The 18,747-nt window shown below is 42.9% G+C and carries 17 protein-coding genes; 2 read left to right on the top strand and 15 right to left on the bottom strand.

Annotation, left to right across the window (positions count from 1 at the left end; all coding sequences use genetic code 11):
- Window positions 1–51 precede the first annotated feature (51 nt).
- The 9 genes from C4S61_RS07800 to C4S61_RS07760 form a co-directional block, all read right to left on the bottom strand.
- On the bottom strand, window positions 52–762 hold the full coding sequence (locus tag C4S61_RS07800) for a fatty acid desaturase (protein ID WP_103924231.1): 711 nt from the start codon (window positions 760–762) through the stop codon (window positions 52–54).
- Between the two features lie 15 nt (window positions 763–777).
- Complete coding sequence (locus tag C4S61_RS07795; protein WP_103924230.1) at window positions 778–1,623, bottom strand: 4-hydroxy-3-methylbut-2-enyl diphosphate reductase; 846 nt, start codon at window positions 1,621–1,623, stop codon at window positions 778–780.
- A complete protein-coding gene (locus C4S61_RS07790; RefSeq protein WP_103924229.1) occupies window positions 1,620–2,339 on the bottom strand; it encodes a lycopene cyclase domain-containing protein in 720 nt (239 codons plus the stop codon). The genes C4S61_RS07795 and C4S61_RS07790 overlap by 4 nt, the downstream gene beginning before the upstream one ends.
- Window positions 2,339–3,181 carry a phytoene/squalene synthase family protein gene (locus tag C4S61_RS07785; RefSeq protein WP_103924228.1) on the bottom strand — a complete coding sequence of 281 codons (843 nt, stop codon included), beginning with the start codon at window positions 3,179–3,181 and terminating at the stop codon, window positions 2,339–2,341. Before C4S61_RS07785 ends, C4S61_RS07790 begins: the two co-directional genes overlap by 1 nt.
- Window positions 3,182–3,202: 21 nt before the next feature.
- Complete coding sequence (locus C4S61_RS07780) at window positions 3,203–4,687, bottom strand: phytoene desaturase family protein (protein WP_103924227.1); 1,485 nt, start codon at window positions 4,685–4,687, stop codon at window positions 3,203–3,205.
- A gap of 4 nt (window positions 4,688–4,691) precedes the next feature.
- Window positions 4,692–5,204, bottom strand: a complete 513-nt coding sequence (locus C4S61_RS07775) for an RNA polymerase sigma factor (RefSeq protein ID WP_103924226.1) — start codon at window positions 5,202–5,204, stop codon at window positions 4,692–4,694.
- Window positions 5,205–5,396: 192 nt separating this feature from the next.
- Window positions 5,397–6,293: a MerR family transcriptional regulator gene (locus C4S61_RS07770; RefSeq protein WP_103924225.1), complete on the bottom strand. Its 897-nt coding sequence runs from the start codon at window positions 6,291–6,293 to the stop codon at window positions 5,397–5,399.
- A complete protein-coding gene (locus C4S61_RS07765) occupies window positions 6,290–6,736 on the bottom strand; it encodes a sterol desaturase family protein (RefSeq protein ID WP_103924330.1) in 447 nt (148 codons plus the stop codon). Before C4S61_RS07765 ends, C4S61_RS07770 begins: the two co-directional genes overlap by 4 nt.
- A 98-nt stretch (window positions 6,737–6,834) precedes the next feature.
- Window positions 6,835–7,500 carry a carotenoid biosynthesis protein gene (locus tag C4S61_RS07760; RefSeq protein WP_103924224.1) on the bottom strand — a complete coding sequence of 222 codons (666 nt, stop codon included), beginning with the start codon at window positions 7,498–7,500 and terminating at the stop codon, window positions 6,835–6,837.
- A gap of 95 nt (window positions 7,501–7,595) precedes the next feature.
- Here C4S61_RS07760 and C4S61_RS07755 point away from each other — a divergent pair, with 95 nt between their 5' ends.
- Both C4S61_RS07755 and C4S61_RS07750 read left to right on the top strand, forming a co-directional pair.
- Window positions 7,596–7,898 carry a DUF4286 family protein gene (locus C4S61_RS07755; RefSeq protein WP_103924223.1) on the top strand — a complete coding sequence of 101 codons (303 nt, stop codon included), beginning with the start codon at window positions 7,596–7,598 and terminating at the stop codon, window positions 7,896–7,898.
- Between the two features lie 2 nt (window positions 7,899–7,900).
- Window positions 7,901–8,365, top strand: coding sequence for a TspO/MBR family protein (locus tag C4S61_RS07750; RefSeq protein ID WP_103924222.1), 465 nt, complete (start codon window positions 7,901–7,903; stop codon window positions 8,363–8,365).
- A 56-nt stretch (window positions 8,366–8,421) separates the two neighbouring features.
- On the opposite strand, the gene C4S61_RS07745 is transcribed toward C4S61_RS07750, so the two are convergent.
- The 6 genes from C4S61_RS07745 to C4S61_RS07720 all read right to left on the bottom strand — a co-directional run bounded on the left by C4S61_RS07745 (window position 8,422) and on the right by C4S61_RS07720 (window position 18,658).
- Entirely contained in the window at window positions 8,422–12,051 is a 3,630-nt protein-coding gene (locus tag C4S61_RS07745; RefSeq protein ID WP_103924221.1) for an amidohydrolase family protein, read from the bottom strand.
- Window positions 12,052–12,213: 162 nt separating this feature from the next.
- Window positions 12,214–13,254: an adenylate/guanylate cyclase domain-containing protein gene (locus C4S61_RS07740; RefSeq protein WP_103924220.1), complete on the bottom strand. Its 1,041-nt coding sequence runs from the start codon at window positions 13,252–13,254 to the stop codon at window positions 12,214–12,216.
- Between the two features lies 1 nt (window position 13,255).
- Window positions 13,256–13,636, bottom strand: a complete 381-nt coding sequence (locus C4S61_RS07735) for a response regulator (protein ID WP_103924219.1) — start codon at window positions 13,634–13,636, stop codon at window positions 13,256–13,258.
- A gap of 10 nt (window positions 13,637–13,646) precedes the next feature.
- Complete coding sequence (locus tag C4S61_RS07730; protein ID WP_103924218.1) at window positions 13,647–14,978, bottom strand: ATP-binding protein; 1,332 nt, start codon at window positions 14,976–14,978, stop codon at window positions 13,647–13,649.
- A gap of 40 nt (window positions 14,979–15,018) precedes the next feature.
- Window positions 15,019–15,399 carry a response regulator gene (locus C4S61_RS07725; protein ID WP_103924329.1) on the bottom strand — a complete coding sequence of 127 codons (381 nt, stop codon included), beginning with the start codon at window positions 15,397–15,399 and terminating at the stop codon, window positions 15,019–15,021.
- A gap of 7 nt (window positions 15,400–15,406) precedes the next feature.
- Window positions 15,407–18,658, bottom strand: a complete 3,252-nt coding sequence (locus C4S61_RS07720; protein ID WP_103924217.1) for a sensor histidine kinase — start codon at window positions 18,656–18,658, stop codon at window positions 15,407–15,409.
- Window positions 18,659–18,747 lie beyond the last annotated feature (89 nt).

The following is an 18,747-nucleotide window of genomic DNA, read 5'->3' as shown; positions in this document are numbered from 1 at the left end:
ATCCCCCAGAAAGTTTCCTGATTGTCTAATAATTGACAAAAATCAACGAAATCAAGCTGTTTGTTTCTCTTTCACGCGCCAAAGTCTCCACCAGGGAGTGCCCGGTGAGTCGTGATGCTCATAATGATAGCCAAAAAAGTAACAGCTGATAAACGCCCAAAGGTGATTTTTGGATTGTGAGTTTGAATGATGTTTGTTGTCACTTTCTCCCATGTGCGGGAGGTAGGTTCCGAAGAAAAAGAGCTGTAAAGTAGAAAGGATTGCAGGTGTCATCCAGAACACGATCAGATTTTCGGTTGGGATGAAAAGCTTCAAAATGTTGAATGTCGCTGCCATCAAAAGAATCTGCCAGATCGTGACATATTGCTTGATGAAGCTGAAGTACCAAAGAAAGAAATTTCCGGAAGGATGATAGTCCGGATCCTTATCCGTGGCCACATAGCGATGATGCTCGTGATGTTTTGGGAATAATTTCCAGTAGAAATTGTAAGAGAACAGCAATGCAGCGATTAACCCGGTGAATTTGTTCCATTTTTTGTTGGATGAAACAATGCCATGCATCGCATCATGAGCAGTAATAAAAAGACCGGTGTAGAGGTGCATTTGGATAAGAATCCCCAGGTAAGTCAGTGGATTGGACCAGCTGAGCTTGACCTGAAGCAGATAAATAAGGGATGTTGACCAAAGTAAAATTATCCCCCAGCCGATCAAAAGTCCTTTTGGGTCAATGCTTTTGGGAATAAGGGTAGTCGCCGGATTCATAGCGAATCGGTTTTATCAAAGGTTGAGAATACGCTCCTTCACTTGCTCCATGAGCCACATTGGCGTGGATGTGGCCCCGCAGATTCCGACAGTGTCATTTGTATCAAACCATTCGGTATCAATTTGATCCGGGTTAGACACAAAATAGGTGTGCTGGTTTTTTTCCTTACAGACATTGTACAAAACCTTACCGTTCGAAGATTTGGTACCACTGACAAAAATTATTTTATCGAATTTTTCCGCAAAATCCCGCAGCTCTTTGTCTCTATTGGACACTTGCCGACAGATGGTGTCATTCGTGTTGACGGTGATCCCATTTTGCCTTAGAATTTCATTTATTTCGTAGAATTTGTCTGTACTTTTTGTGGTCTGACTGTAGAGCGTAATGCTCTTGGGTAAGCTGGGGATGTCCAATTCTGAGATGTCCTGAAATACCACCGCTTTGTTGTTAGTCTGTCCCAATAGCCCGATGACCTCAGCATGTCCATGCTTGCCGTAGATATAGATCGTTTCGTCCTTGTCAAAAGAATTCTTGATTCGATTTTGGAGCTTAAGTACGACCGGACAGCTGGCATCAATCAGGGTCAGATTATTGTTGATCGCCAATTCGTAAGTGGAGGGTGGTTCCCCGTGAGCCCGGATCAAGACCTTTTCATTGTTGAGTTTGGACAATTCTTCATGGTCAATAATCTTGAGTCCTTTTCGGGTCAGACGGTTGACTTCTTCATCGTTGTGCACGATATCGCCCAAACAGTATAAATAACCCTGTTCATCCAGAATTTCTTCGGCCATTTCTATGGCGTAGACTACACCGAAGCAAAACCCGGAATGGTCGTCAATTTGAACCTGGAGATTTTTCATTGCCTTGTTAACTGCTTGGTAATGGAATTGTTTTTTCGGCTTCGAATACTCTCGAAGATACTGATATTCATTAGAAACAGCGTCATTGAATAGATGGTGTCTTCAATCGGGACAGTCCATATCCTGATTCCAAGATTTTCTGAGTTATTGTAAATCACGACTGGCTCCACTGTTAAGCCTCCTGTAAGGATTCCATTGCAAAGCATCAGAGGAATTAAGTGCACCAGATAAGCAAAAAGAAATCTTCCAAAGTATTTGTCTTTGAAAATCACAAAATGGATCAAGAGCGCTGCGGCACCCACGAGGAAATTGACAGATGTGTACCATTTGTCTAAATGAAGCAGTCCCAATCCGATCAGGAAAGGGATCATGACGTAGATAAATGGCTTTGCAAATGGCAGGAAGTAATCCTTTGGGAAGAAATAAATCAGAACTTCATAGATGAAAACACATGCAAAAGGAACGGTAATGAAGAATAACCATTCCTCCAGCGGCAGGTCAAAGAAATAAATTCCCAACAAATAGGTAGGATTGAATTCCCAAACGCCCATCCGGGTAAACCAAAAATCCCAAATCAAAAAAAATGTTCCGCTTATTAAAATGGCAGGGAACAAGGCATACCAATGGGAGGAAAATTTGATTCTCTGCTCAAAAGACTGCGCCAAAGGATAAGAAAGTGCAAAGAGATTGACAACCAAATAGAGATACTTTTCCATCAGGTAAGCCCGAGTTTGGATTCGAAGTAAGTTCCGATCAGTAGCGAGATTTTCTGAGAATTGGGTATTCGGATTCGCTTTTGTGTGATGGTTTCGGCCGGAAGTCCTTTGATTTTGTCAAAGAGCTTCTGGTAATAGAGGTAAGCAACTTTCACCCCGAGCTTGGCACTTTTTGGAAGTTGCTCGATGCCGATGAGTGAATCATCAAAGTCCTTTTGAATGTCTGCTTCTATCAGCGATTTGACATTTTTATCAAATTGGTTGAAATCAACGCCTGGGAAATAAACCCTTCCCCGCTCCTCATAGTCACTTTTCAAGTCACGCAGGAAATTAACCTTCTGGAAAGCCGCTCCCAGCTTACAGGCTGGTTCCCGGAGTTTCTGATACAGGGTTTGATCCCCTTCACAGAAGACTTTTAAGCACATCAAACCTACTACCTCAGCCGATCCATAGATGTATTCCTGGTATTTGGAGTCGTTGTAGGTTTTAAAATCAAGGTCCATTTCCATACTGTGAAGAAAGGCCTCGATCAAATCCAGGTCAATCTTGTATTTGTTCACGATAAGTTGGAATGCATGAAGGACGGGATTCAGCGAAATACCCATCTCTATGGACTCGTAGGTGTCTTTTTTGAACCGCTCCAATAAAGCCTGCTTGTCTTGATTGTGGAAGGTGTCCACTATTTCGTCCGCATAACGGACGAAACCATAGATGGCATATATCGGAAGGTGTAACTTTTTGTCCAAGGTTTTGATTCCAAGGGTAAAACTGGTACTGTACCGCTGCGTGATCAGGCGGCTACACTCCAGTGTGGTTTGGTCAAAAAGCGCAATTGCATCCATTGCTAAAATATACCATTTTGTCTACAAATTGTTTTCTTTTATCACCTCTCTAGCCACAACTCCTCCTGATATCAATGACGGTGGAACCCCGGGTCCGGGCACTGTCAGTTGACCAGTATAATACAGGTTTTTTACTTTTTTGTTTTTCAATCCGGGCTTTAAAATAGCGGTTTGAAGTAGTGTATTCGCCAATCCATAGGCATTTCCTTTGAACGCATGGTAATCCGACTTAAAATCGGTATGCGCATAAGACCGTTTGTAGACGATGTGAGAACGGATTTCCTGACCGGAAATCTTTTCCAAGCGGTCCATAATAATTCCAAAATATTTTTCCCGCATTTCCTCTGAGTCTTCCAGATCCGGAGCCAAAGGAATCAAGAGAAATAAATTTTCCATGCCTTCCGGGGCTACTGTCGGGTCAGTGATTGAAGGAACGGATGCATAGAAAAGCGGCTTTTCGGGCCACCTTGGATGGGTGTAAATTGCGTCCGCATGTGGTCCAAGCGGCTCGTCAAAGAATAAGTTATGATGACGAAGATTTTTCAGTCGTTTATTTATTCCAAGATAAAAAAGCAAACTGGATGGGGCCATCACCCGCTTGTCCCAATAGAATTCAGAATAATTACTGTATTTGGAATCCAACAAATGTCTGTCTACGTGGTGGTAATCTGCTCCAGCCACAATTATTTCGGCTGAGATGATTTCTCCGGATTTAAGGCGGACACTTTTCGCTAACCCGTCTACCACTTCAATAGTATCCACTTCGGCTGAATATCGGATTTTTACACCTTTTTCTTCAGCCAATGCCACCATTCCTTTGATGATTTCGTGCATTCCTTTTTTGGGATACCAAGTTCCCAGAGCGATATCTGCATAATTCATCAAGCTGTATAATGCAGGAATATTTTCGGCTGTTTCTCCCAGGAAAAGTACTGGAAACTCCATCAGTCTAATGATCTTCTCGTGCGAGAAATACTTTCTCACATGCTTGGACATCGATTGGAAGATGTCCATTTTGATCATATCCACCAAAAGACTCGGCGAAACGAACTCCAGCAGTGATCGGCTTGGCTTTTTCACGAGGTCATGGATGCCAACCTGATATTTATATTTTGCCTGGGCCAAAAATTTATCGAGTTGAACACCTGCACCCGGCTCGATTTGGTCCAGCATTTCTTTGAATTTGCCCAGATCTGCCGGAATATCCAACACATCATTTTCTCCATACACTACTGCATAGGATGGATCCAAGCGAATCAGATCATAATAGTCAGCTGGCTTTTTACCAAAATGAGCAAAGTAATCTTCAAAAACATCCGGCATCCAATACCAACTGGGACCCATATCAAAAACAAACCCCTGGTGTTCGAACTTTCTGGCTCGACCGCCTGGGGAATCGTTTTTTTCAAGAAGGGTAACTGAACAACTCGTGGCACTTGCTAGATATGTGGCAGCGGAAAGCCCTGCAAAACCGGACCCGATGACCACAATCTGTTTATTTTGCATTGAATTAATTTTTATGCTTATAGACCATCAGGTCTTCCTTGAGAAGTTTGCGGGCAATATGGATTCTATTTTTTACAGTTCCTATCGGAATTTGAAGCTTGTCGGCAATTTCATGATACTTGAAACCGCGAAAGTGCATCATGAATGGTGTTTTGTAGACATCATCCAGCTTATCGATAGCTTCATTGATGTCATCCATGGTGAAGTTTCCAAAAACACCATTTTCGATTAATGAGTCGCTCGAATTGATGTAATGCAAATTATCAGTGGTATCCACGAAAGTTCCTCTTCGCACCATACGCTGATAGTTAGTGATGAAGGTATTCTTCATGATGGTGTACAGCCATGCTTTAAGGTTAGTGCCTTCGGTGAACTTGTCTTTATTGGTGAAGGCCTTCACCATCGTGTCTTGCAAAAGATCATTTGCATCGTCCACGTCCCGTGTCAATTTCATTGCAAAAGGCTTCAACGAGCTTGAGAGCTTGTTTAATGAGTAGCTGAATTCTAGAGTCGTCATGGCTGTTCGTTTTTGTTGAATCAAATCTATGAATGATTAAACAAAAAGCAAGCATAATGTTGAATTATTTTTTAAAAATATTAAACAAAAAATTTAACTAGGAGGATTTAGGGTCAAATTTGGCCACTATAAATAGTAAAGGCGTCTTTTTGGTAAGACGCCTTTGTTTAATTAAAATTTGTTTTTGTTAAACTATTTCTCTTCGGACACCAAATTTACCTCATCGAGAAGTTCTTTAATATCGCGGATGTAATTCATCAACTTCACATTGGATGGCATGACTAAGTCCTGTCCAATTACTTGGTATCCGGTTACCAGAATTTGAGTTTCCGAAAAACGTTTCGCAAGTAAATTTAAGTAGTCTTGCGCATTTTCGGAGGAAGGTGATGTAGTGATCACCGTGAGCATAAAGTCCGGCTGATGAATTTTATAGACAGCGAGGAGGTCTTCATTTGGAGTGTTTTGACCTAAGTAGATCACCTTGTTTCCTTTACTTTTGATCAGATAGGAGGCGAATAGAAGTGAAATTTCATGCAGTTCACCTTCAGGTAAAAACAACAGGAATTTTTTGCCTTCGCTACTGACTACTTGCCCATCGATCGCTACAATCAGTTTTTGGCGGACAAGGTTGGAAATAAAATGCTCATGGGCAGGATTTATAGCCCCTGTCTGCCACAAGACGCCGATTTTGGACATGAACGGATAGACAATATTCATCATCGTCTGTTCAAAACCCAATTTTAGAATATTGGTTGAAAGGACTTTATCAAAGCGCTCCTCGTCCATTTCTATCATACAAATGGTGAGTGCGTGAATCTGGTCATCATGCGTGAGCGTGCGGTCAGTCAGCTTCATTACTTCTGCCCGCATTTCTTCCTGATTCATGGAGGCAATTTTGCTTATTTTGTATCCATTGTCGTTGAGAAGCGCGACGTTGAGAATGAGCTTGAGGTCGTTGTCATCATAGAAACGAATGTTGGTATCGGTCCGCTTCGGATTGAGCAGATTGTATCGCTGTTCCCAAATACGAAGGGTATGGGCCTTGATGCCCGACAATTGTTCCAGATCTTTGATTGAATACGTGCTCAATGTTCTTCGTTTTTAAAGAATTTTTTGGGGACTACAAAAAGACCAAAAGAAACAGCATCTTCTTTTTGGTTTGTTCGGTGATGAGCCTGATGGGCTTTAAATATTCCCTTCAGGAATGTATTCTTAGGTCGGTCAAACCATTTTAATCTACGGTGTACCAATACGTCATGCAGAACGAAATAAAGTACGCCATAAAGACTGATTCCCATACCCATCCAAAAGCGGTAATCCAAAGTGTCTACTCCTTTGAAGATCAGGATCAAAGCAACACTTCCGAATAAAACAGAAAACAAATCATTCAGCTCGAAAAACGTTTTCGAAGGCTCATGGTGTGTCTTATGAATCACCCAGAGTGGACCATGCATCAGGTATTTATGGATAAACCAACCGGAAAATTCCATGGCAGCAAAACCTAATGCTATGAATGCTATTGCTGTAATCATCATCGAAACAACTTGATTCGGAAAATTTTGTTAGATAATAAATTCAAATCTGCGAGATATGTGAACAAGAATGGCAATTCAAGTGGAATTAAATTTGGTTAAACCGCCAAAGTGAAGTTTAAAATAGCAAAGAAAAGGATGAGAGCCATTAGAAGGAATGCCGCAATCGGATTTGACTTTTCAAAATTTGCTTTTCGGTAGATCAGCTGGATCAAAAATGAGACACCTAGCCAACCGACGTAATTTTCTACCGGTATAACGTCAAACTTCCATGCCCAGAAATTGAGGGTGACAGCTACAGGTTCGATGATATAGTCCAAGGAGGTCATTGCTATTGCACCAAGAAAAGCTGCGTGATAATCATTGGTAACATTCCGAAATAGTGTTCCGGTGAGGTAGCTCAAAATAAACCAATTGACTCCAATGATGATAGGAACGTCCCAAAGCTTGGGTCCTAATGTAGGTCCATAAACATAGTCACCATATAAATATCCTGTGTGAATTCCGATAATTTCCGATCCAAATCCAATCCAAAATGCTGCTGCTGCAAATATTGGAAAAGCATCGGTCCAGCCTTTGTGAAAGATTAAAATCAAAATTAAAGATGACAACAGCTGAGCTGGAGTCAGTTTCAAAAACAAATCCTGATATTCCGGTAAGCTGAGGCCGATGATTCCTACAAGGTGAAGAGCAACGATAATTATCTTGGCGATTGATAACCTTGAAATCTGAAGTTTCCCACTAGATGGGTTATCTATTTGCATATTTAAAAGATAGGATGCGTTTCGAATTGAGATTTTTAACTTTACAATCTCATCTTTGTTAGCCACAAAAGTAAATAAAACCCACTTCTCTCATTATGATCCTCTACAATATTACCATAAACGTATCCCCCGATATCGAGCAGGATTTTATAGCTTGGATGAAAACTACCCATATCCCAGAGGTCATGGAAACAGGAATTTTCCATGATCATAAGTTTTTTAGGCTGATCCATAATTCAGAAGACGGCACTACGAATTATTGCATTCAATACTTCACTGAGAATTTGAAAATGATGATGGAATACGAAAGTAAACACGCTGCTGCACTCCGCGCTAAAACCCAAGAACGCTATCAAGATAAGGCTATAGCCTTTCGTACCCTGCTCGAAACGATCTGATTATGGCAAACTGGCTCAAATTAATTATCAGCCTTGCACTCCCTCAACTAGTCGGAGGCTTGGGCGCTTTTTTTACTTTTTCTTCAGTGAAAACTTGGTTTCCAACCCTGATCAAGCCGGGTTGGAATCCACCGAGTTGGTTGTTTGGTCCAGTTTGGACTTTGCTTTATATCCTGATGGGAATCGCATGTTTTCTGATTTGGAAAAGTGATCATCCTCAAAAAAAGGCGATGCTGAAGCTCTATACCGCTCAACTAGTTCTAAACGCACTTTGGTCCCCGGCATTTTTCGGCATGCAATCGCCATTACTTGGACTTTTGGTCATCATTCCACTATGGGTAGCGATCGTTCTTTGTATTATTCAGTTTAGAAAGGCCAGTCCGCTCTCCTCAGGTCTTATGGTCCCATATCTGCTTTGGGTAACTTTCGCGACTGCTTTGAATACGGCTATTTTGGCAATGAACTAAACTAAAAAAACTAGCCCCTTTGAGCTGGTTTTTTTAGTTTTTAAAACAATACGGAATTAATCCTGAACGCTTGTGGTCACTTTAGGAGCCTCCTTGGTCCAAGAGCTCACATCCAGTTTTCTAGGAGTTGGAAGGATTTCATCCAGGGTATTCCCATCATATACCCGACCGTTTTTCACCACATGTGAGATCGTATTCGTGTTTCGGATATTTTCCAGTGGGTTTTTGTCCATGATCACCAAGTCTGCCAATTTACCGGATTCGATGCTGCCGAGTTCTTTGTCCAGACCGAGCGACTCAGCACCGAGAATTGTTGCAATACGAATTGCATCCAGGTTGCTCATGCCACCACTCGCCACAGACCAGAGTTCCCAGTGATAGCCCAGTCCCTGCAACTGACCATGCGATCCGATACCGGCAAGTCCGCCTTGAGTGACGATGGAGTTTACGCCTTTTGCGTGCTTTTGGAAAACATGGTCTTCGGGTGCAAACCAGCCACCGAGCCCGCCAACTCTTCTTCTAGCCTTGGAATTCATTTCGTTGTAAGGCGTAAAACGGTTTAATTTCGGATCGTGAAGCGGGCTTTCGGTGGTGTAGTAGAAGTTTTCTGCCCAAGGTCCTCCATAGGAGACCAGCAAAGTAGGCGTATAGGCCATTTTGCTCTCGGCGATGGTTCGGGTCACATCAGCGTAAAGCGGGTGCACAGGAATCGCATGCTCATGACCCGGATAGCCATCAAATAGCTGGGTCATATTTAATTTGTAGTCCAAGCCGCCTTCTGTGGTAGGCATCAGTTGCTGTTCTTTGGCAGCCATGATGATCCACTGACGGTGCTGACGGTTACCCACGAGGTACATCTTGATGTATTGGGTATTGTAATACTTGCTGTACTGTTTCAAGACGCTTTTGGCTTGATCCAGTGACTTGAGATTATACATCCAAAAGCCTACCCCCGGACCTGTAGAATACACCCGGGGACCAGGAACCATTCCTGCCTCGACCATATCTCCATAGGTCAACACGTCTGTAGTCGCAGTCTGAGGATCGCGGGTGGTAGTCACGCCGTAAGCCAAGTTTGCTGCGTAGATCCAAACCGAGTTTTTGTGGAGATTCCAAGCAGGCCACATGTGCGCGTGGGTATCGATAAATCCGGGGGTGATTGTTTTTCCTGAAGCATCGATGACTTTTGCATTGCCTGCGTCCAGTGTACCGGAGGCTCCCACTGCTTTGATACGGTTGTTTTCTATCAGAATGTCGCCGTTTTCGATGACTTCAGAACCCTTCATGGTGACGATTCGGGCATTTTTCAACAAGATGCTTCCGCTGGGTGTGTCTTTTGCAAAGTAGACTTTCACTTGCTTCTCCTCAGGCTTGTAGGATTCTTTTTCTTTTAATTGAGCCTTGTGGAGACTGTCAGCTTTGGCCAGGGTTTTGTCTGCCTTGAAAAGTGAGTCAATGCGTTTTTTATCTGCTTTGGCCAAGGAATCTGCCAGTTTAACGGCGTCTTCGCCTTTGGCTTTAAGTGAGGCAACACTATCCGCAGCGGCCAAAGTCTTTGCCTTTTTTGCTGTTTTTACAGAATCTTCCACAAATTCCGCCCGATCGATGTCATAAACCCAATGCCCGTTTCCGAGCGACCAGTGGATCTTTTTGCCATTGGCTTCCCAAGCAGGAAACTCGCCGCCAATTTCGGTCAGTTGTCGGGAAGGAAAATTGCTGGATGCAGGATCTCCTACGTTGATACTCGGAACTTTTCCTACAGTCGGAATAGTGACGACATAGACGTTATTGTTGACTTTGGCCAAGGCTTTGTTCCCTACAGGCGCCATCAAAATGGTACTTGCGCTGGAAGGGGTCATCTGTGGTTCACGGGAATTTGACCCTTCAGGCAGCATGCAATAATTAACTGCATCGGCTGTCGAAACGGGTACGCCCATGACGTATCGTACTGTGGAGATTTCTTCCAAGTTCGCATGATCGTGATCATCATGTGGATCCGCAGCTGAACCAAAAGGTGTTATACCCGTGATTCTGGCGTAGACTTTTTCATCCGTTCCGTCCCATTTCACGCTCAATAGTGCTCCACCGGGCCCATTCAGGAATATTCTCGACGTGTCCCGGGTAAAATGAGCATTGCCGTAATTGCCGGCATTCATGATTTTTCTAAGAGCACCACCGGTTGCAGGTATCCAGACCAATTCAGCCTCTGCACCGCTTATGCCGGGGCCTTCTGCCTCTCGGAGCAATCGGTTAGAACCTTTGAAAACGGTGATTTTATTATTTGGTCCCCAGGCTGGGGCCATGTAAAGCGCAGATTCCGAGGTTAGTTTTGTGACGGAAGTTCGATTTCCAAATGATGCCTTGTACAAGTGACCGCCGGCCTTTTCATCCCAAGTAGTAAATACAAGTTGAGCCCCGTCTGGACTCCAGCTTGGCATCGCCTCGGTAAATTCATGTGAAGTTACTCGTGTCGGCTTGCCGTCTGGATAATCCATTACATACAATCGATTCAGTGCCGTGAAGGCTAATTTTTTACCGTCCGGCGATGGGACAGCATTGCGGATTTGGGTGGCAAGTTTGGCTGTGGTGTCTTTGATTTCATAATTGAAATAGAGACGCGGGCCCATCGCAAGATTTACCTCTGCTTCAAATGGGATCTCCACTGCCGGACTGCCGTCAATAGCCAGCTTCCAGATTTTTCCACCATAGGATGCGATGACAAATTTGCTGTCAGGCGTGAAAGCCATGGCTGGAAGGACGCCCTGTGGAGCGATGGATTCCTGTTCGTCCCGCTGTACAGGATAGGCCAGCCAATTCTCTTCTCCTGTTTTCAAATTGCGAATAACGAGTCCGGTCTTATCGTCCCAACGGGAGCCATAGACCATCCAATTTCCATCTTTGCTTAGTGTAGGTGTGAATGCTGAACCATATCTTGAGGTAATGCTGGTAATTTGACCTTTGTCGAAGTCGTAAGTGCCAATCTGATATTGAGGTAAAAGTGCATTATAGTTCCAAGCGCCTGATCGGTGTGAAAAATAGACACTTTTGCCATCAGGGCTCACAAATGGATCGATGGTTTTCATCTGAGCCGGGTTCTCATTGAGCTGAATTCCTCCTCCGCCATCAACGTGATACATCCAAAGTTTGGCGATTCTTCGGCCTTTTGAAACGACGATGTATTCACCATCGGGAGTCCAGTGCGCTCCTGGCACATCTCCAGTTTTGTCTTTGGTGACTTGTACGGTATCTTTTTTCACCATATCGATGTACCAAAGGTTGTCATTACCGGCACGGTCTGAGGTGAAGAGGATCCTCTCTCCGTCAGGAGAAAATCTCGGATGAGTCTCATACGCGATTCCCGTGGTAATAGGCGTTGCTTTTCCTCCTTCGAATGGAATACTGTAAATGTCTCCCATCAGATCAAAAGCGATGGTCTTCCCATCCGGACTTACGTCCACGCTCATCCAAGTCCCTTCTTTGGTGTTAAATTTAATTTCACGCTCCGGCTTAAGCGGGAGTTCTTTGAATTTTGGGTAGTCTAGGCTGTCTTTTTTGACACTGTCGGCAAATTCTTTAGTCCTTGGACTATGAGGGATCAGACTTCTTTCTGATATTGGAACCAAGGCGGCAAAGCTTACTGAGGCTCCTAAGGCAAGCAGTAAAGCAGGTTGGGCTAATTTGAACATAGGGTAGTGATTAGGGCAATTAATCTACTGGGAATCTTTGGAATAATGCAACAAGCAGTTGTCCCAAGTGAAAAACAGTTCGGAGGCGGACGTTTTTGAGGATTAATTTAAAAAATGAAGAGTTTCTTCCTTGTTATCCTGCATCAAAAGAAGGCACTGAACCTAGTTTCCAACTTCATATACGGTGACAGGTTTGGCTTTATTTTTCAATGCCATTTCACCGATCCGGTTGAAGGTAAATTTGTCTGGAATCTGTGCCTGACAATGTTCCATAATCAAAATTTGTCCGGGATTAGCTTTGGCTTGAAGTCTAGCCGCTACATTGACAGTATCGCCTATTACAGTGTAGTCCAGACGTTTTAGGGATTTTGAGCCGATGTTTCCGGAGACCATTTCCCCGGAATTGATCCCAATCGAGACCTGAGGTTTGAAATGAGTCGCTTCCGAATATTCGGGAATGGCTTCCATTTTGTCACGAATGGCAATGCAACACTTAAGGGCACGTTGAAGGTGATCGGGTCCCTGAAAGACTGCCATCACCGCATCCCCAATAAACTTATCCACGCTGCCTTTTTCTTCAATAATCTCACGTACCATGAGATCGAAGTATTCGTTGAGCAGGCCCACAACGGTATTCGGCTCTTCGTTTTCGGATATTCTAGTAAACCCGCATAAATCGATAAATGCAACCGTACCTTCGATGATTTCATTTTCCATCAGGGCAGATTCAATTTCTTTTCCGCCCATGAAGTTTAACACGGTCTCATCCACGTACATCTTGAGGATATTATTTTCCCGAATTGCTTTGATGTTGGATTTGATCTGACTGATGTAGCTGAGGGTTTTTTCAACGGTAATCTCCAGGTCCTGAAAATCTACCGGCTTGGTTACAAAGTCGAAGGCTCCCAAGTTCATCGCCTTTCGGATGTTTTCCATGTCTCCGTAGGCCGATATGATGACGGTTTTTAAAAGTGGATTCTGCTCCTTGGTGTTGGCGAGTAGGGTCAAGCCATCCATTACCGGCATATTAATGTCGCTAAGGATCATGTCTACATCGGGATGTTCTATCAGGAGATCGAGTGCAAGCTGTCCATTGAGTGCAAAAAACATTTCGTACTCTCCCGAGCGAATCTTTTGTCTGTACTTCTGGCGGAAGAGCATCTCCAAATCCTCCTCATCATCCACAACCAGGATTTTTGCCATTTTATTTGTTGGTTAGCAATTCTGCTATTTCATTTTTGAGGGATTCGAAATCCACCGGTTTTGTAAAAAACCCTTTTGCGCCGGATTTGATCGCTTTGTTGTAGCTCTCCTTATCTCCGTAGGCGGATATCATGCTTACTTGGATGTGGGGAAATCTACTTTTGATGTTTTCCAGTAACTCCAGCCCGCTCATACCGGGCATATTGATGTCGGAAAAAACATACACGACATCAGGAGAGCCTGATTGACCCAAATAATCCAAGGCCTGTTGGCCCGAAAAGGCAAACTCTACTTCGAGTAATTTGCTTTTGATTTCCCTTCTAAACTTTTGCAGAAACATGATTTCTACATCCTGCTCATCATCAACGATTAAAATTTTCATTCGAAAAAAGTTAAGTTTTACTGTTTGGCAATTCAATTTTGAATCGGGTAAAATTTCCTACTGACGATTCTATGTCCAACGTGCCCAGATGGGATTTGATGATATCATGGGTGATACTCAACCCTAATCCAGTGCCTTCAGTCCCTTTTTTCGTGGTAAAAAAAGGAATTAAAAGTTTGTCACGTATCTCCTCCGGAACACCCGGACCATTGTCCTCCACCTCTACCAAAACCCTGTTTGCTAAGTTCTTGGTTCGAATCTCTAATTTAGCTTTATAATCTGATCCTACCATACTTATTTTGTCGCGCATGGCATCAAAAGCGTTTTTTATCAAATTTAAAATCACCCTACTGAAGTCCTCTCCATTTAATGGGATCAGGCCAAGATTTTCGTCCAAATTGAGGTTGATTTCTACATTGATTGGATTTTGATTGGCACGCATCCCGTGAAAGGCCAAGTTGGAATATTCCCGAATCAGCGCATTGAGATCGGTTGGGTCCATGCTGCCTGTTCCTCCGCGGGAATGCATGAGCATAGATTTGACGATGTTGTCAGCCCTTGAGCCATGGTGACGGATTTTTCCCAGATTGGATTTGACATCTTCCAGTAGGTCCCTTATATTTTCTTTTTCAGAAGTATTGGGGGTTTTTTCCAATTCTTCTTCGATTTCTTCTATAAAATCCTGACTGAGCTCGGAGAAGTTATTGACAAAATTCAGCGGGTTTTTTATCTCATGTGCAATCCCTGCCGTGAGTTGCCCCAAAGAAGCTAACTTTTCTTGCTGCAATAGCTGATCTTGAGTTTCTTTTATGGTTTGGATGGCTTGTTCAAGGGCTGCGTTTTTATTTTTCAGGTCTGCGGTTTTCTCATCTACAAGTTTTTGCAGCGCTTCGTTTTTTTTGATTAATTCATTTCGATGCCAAGTGTCTCCTTCCGAATTTACGGCCTGAGAACCGTGAAAGTGAACTAATCTCCAGTGGTCGTTGAAATATTCAAATACGGTACTAAATCGTAATGGAAGGACGTTTTCCTCATTTCCCATTTGGATAGTGACAGTAAAGTCATGAGTAAAAAGGGCAGCATTCTCCTGTGCAAAAATTCTCCGGTGGATCAGACTGGTTTTGAATTGGATATCCAGTCCTTTGGATTGCTCACGCTGATCTTCCAATAATTTCCTGAATCCTTGGATCCCGATGATTTTCTCATCCACCGTGGTGCCAAATCCCATTACATCCGAAACAACGAATTCACCAATGGTGTCCAAAGGAAAATTAGCCGTGGCTGTCGTGTCCAGGACTTTTTGAAGTGTTTCAAATAATAGTTTTTCTTTTAGAGCATCCATGATTTTCCTTTTGGAGAAACTTATTTAGTCAGGTTTTCAGCTATTGATTTTTGACCATTTCGGCAATTTCTTTTTTAAGGCGCTCAAAGTCCACCGGTTTGGTGAAAAAACCTTTAGCGCCGGAGCTCATAGCGCGGTCGTAGTTTTCACTGTCACCATAGGCAGAGATCATACTCACCTGAATGTTCGGGAAACGGGTTTTTATTTCCTCCAGAAGTTCCAATCCGCTCATTCCGGGCATGTTTATATCGGAGAAAACATAAACGAATTTTGGGGGGTTTTCTTCACCTAAAATATTCAAAGCATCCTTGCCTGAAAAGGCAAAGGCCAGTTCAATCTCCCCACTTTTGATTTCCTTTCGAAATTTCTGACGGAAAAGTGCCTCTACATCCTTTTCGTCGTCAACAAATAAAATCTTCATAAGCTGTTTAAATTTGGTTTGGTAAAAAAATGATGAATTTTGTTCCTTTTTGAAGTTGTGAATTGATGGATAGATTACCATTATGCCGTTTGATGATGTCGTGTGTAATGCTGAGACCGAGTCCGGTACCTTCTGTCCCCTTTTTGGTAGTGAAGAATGGCTGAAGGATTTTATCCTGAATCTCTTCAGGGATTCCTGTGCCATTATCTTCAAAAATCAGCTCAACTCCTGCGGTCGTAGATTTGCTGGTAATGATAAGTTCAGGCGAATATTTTTTTCCATAAGTTTCTTCCATATTCAATTTTTCCCGCATTGCGTCAAAGGCGTTGTTGCAGAGGTTGAGAATCACTCTGCTGAAGTCATCCGTGTAAAGCGGGATTTTACCAATGCGATCATCCAAATCCAGCTCGATACTTACAGGGATGGGGTTTTTGGTGGCGCGCATCCCGTGGAAGGCAAGATTGGAGAATTCCTGAACCATTGCATTCAGATCCGTCGGCTCCTTTTTTCCACTGCCGCCCCTGCTGTGCAAAAGCATAGATTTGACAATATTGTCGGCACGGGTGCCATGCAGGTGTATTTTGAGCAAGTTGCTTTTAATGTCCTCCGAGAGTGCCAGGGCTTCTTTTTTATGGTCATTTTCGAGTTCTTCCCGCATATCATCGATGAGCTCCATGCTCACATCGGCGAAGTTGTTGACAAAGTTGAGCGGGTTTTTGATCTCGTGGGCAATGCCCGCGGTGAGTTGGCCAAGGGAGGCGAGTTTTTCCTGCTGGAGTAGTTGGTCTTGCGTGGCTTTTAGGTTTTGATAGGCTTCTTCGATTTCATGCGCATGTTCGAGTTCTTTTTGCCGGGCTCGCTCTTTTTCGATGGCCACCAGTCTTCCGGATTGGAATTTGACCAGTCCAAATATCACTAATCCAAAACTAAAGAAATACAGTAAATAAGCCCACCAGGTGGCATACCAGGGAGGGAGGATGATGAATTTATAAGTTATTTCGTCCGAGATAGCATGGAAGCCGTTTTGGGCTTTTACCCGAAAGGTGTAAGTCCCATGAGGGAGATTATTGAATTCCCGGGTTGAATTTTCTTCCCATTTCCCCCATTCTTCGTCATATCCGTCCAAAAATGTCTGATACTTGGTCAGTTTCTCCTGAATAAAAAATGGTGCAGCATAGGAAAATCGGATCGAATTATTTTTGAACTTCATTTTATGGAGTGCTTGGTCTTTCTCCTGATTTTTGTGGTTTAGGGTATCTGCTTTGGATATGATTTGTCTGAAATAAACCGGGAATGGAATGTCAGTATCAATTGATTTTTTATCATCGATTCGGATCAAGCCTTCATCTGTCCCTAACCAAATTACACCGTTTGGTTCAGAAAAGAAGGCGGAAATATTCAAGCCAGGAAAAAGATTGATGGGATAATCCTGAAGAGCATAGCCTCCATCTTTTGAGGGGATTGCAAGTTTTTTCTCATTCTTGAATACAATTAAGGCGCGATCAAGATCATCACCTTGAACTGCGAAGGCGTCAATGTTAATATTTGCCACCTCATCAGAAAAGCTAAAAACCGTGTCTCTTACAAATGAATCTTTGTCTTCATCGAAATAATAAAACCCATTGATGCCGGAAGAGAATATCCGACTTTGAATTTTGGATATTCTTCCCACCATTCCGGGAATCCCATCCTCCTCAGAGAATTTTCTGACCGTTGAGCCTCCTAAATCGATGTTTCCTGAGGCAGTTTTGGCCCACGTTATCCGATAATTGTCGCCCGCTTGAGTTCCTGCCCAAAGGTTCCCCTTATCATCTTCTTCCAAGGTGTAAATATACCGATCAATCTGATTTAGGAATCCGATCGATTCGTAGGCGTAAGGCTGAATTGATGAAGTGGAAACTTTGATTCTTTTAAAAACAGCAATGCCATAAGCTCCGCTGAGGAAGACATAACCCGGGTGTTTTTCTGAAAGTAATATTTTGAGTATCTGAAGCTTTTCTGTCCCCGGAATTAATACCGTTTTTCCGTTTTTTAATGAATATAGCCCGATGTTGGATATCAGAAGTCTATCTTCATCCTTGACAAGGGAAAAGATTTGCGAATTGGGAATGCCTTCTAATTTTTTGATTTTTCCGTCTGACTTATCCAAAAAATGTACTCCGGTAGAACCTCCGATGTACAGCTCTTCATCCAATGAATTGATCGAAAGAATTGATCCGATTTCTTCATTTTCGGACTTGAAGCGGGTGAGGGGAGAAGAGATTTCAATTTTTGAAAGACCGGTATTGGTACCGACCCAGAGGGTTCCGGCTCGATCCAATAATAGAGAATACACACTATCGTCTATCAATCCACTCTTGGAGGTTAATAGAGTGATCTGATTTCCTTCAGAATCCAAAATTATAAAACCAACCCCAATGCCACCAAGCCCAAATTGATTGTCTGCAAGTGAAATTCCTCTGTAAAGTCTTGAGTTTAGGAAATCCTCGGCTTTGGTTTCGAATTTCTGGAATTTTTTACCGTCAAAATGGTAAAGTCCTCCGGAAAATGCGCCTACTAAAAATTCATCGGGCTTGGTATAAGGAAGCATAACCTGAACTCGGTCTTTACCTAAAAATTGACTTCCGGGAATCAACTCCAGTTTACCATTCCGCTCTTTGAAAATCCCCAATTCTATCTGATGCGCATAGAAAGTGCCGTCGATCTCCCAGGAATACATAAACTGCGAGTCAGGTTTCCATATTTCAATTTTGGGATCCTGATTTTCCTTTTCAGGGGTGTAAATAAAAATGGCCTCCCGGGCCTGGAAATAAATTTTACCATCCACTTCATTGATTGACCAAATGTCATTCAGCGTGATTTCTTCGGGGATTAAGTGGATGAGCGAAATTTGAATTGTATTTCCCAAATCGTTTTCTCCGATGTATCCAAAATCAGCCAAAGAGCCATAATAAAGAACGCCTGAGTTGGATAAATGCAGAGCCCTCGTACTCGTATTATATCCTTTCAATGGAGAAATTAAAAGCTCCCAATTTTTCCCGTCAAATTTCACAATGCCGGTATTGGTTCCCAAGAAGATGAATCCTTTGGCATCTTGGGCCAAACTCCAAATCTGTCCTGTACCTTGGTAGTCTCGGGGAGAATAATTTGTAATCGTCGGGATTCCCTGTGACGCGTTGATTTGGGAAAACCCCTTGAGCTGAATCAGGGAAAAAAGTACGAGAGAGAAAAAAGCCGCCCGGAAGAATAATTTTTGCATAAAAATGATATTGGTTGGACTATTTCTTGAAAATAGTAAAAAGTTCTTAAAAATGTGGTACTAATCAAAAAAACTGAGTCACAGACAAA

The organism is Algoriphagus boritolerans DSM 17298 = JCM 18970, from assembly GCF_900108085.1.
Lineage (GTDB): Bacteria > Bacteroidota > Bacteroidia > Cytophagales > Cyclobacteriaceae > Algoriphagus > Algoriphagus boritolerans.
Note: the sequence above shows the minus strand (reverse complement) of the source record. Positions and strands in the feature narration are given on the sequence as shown.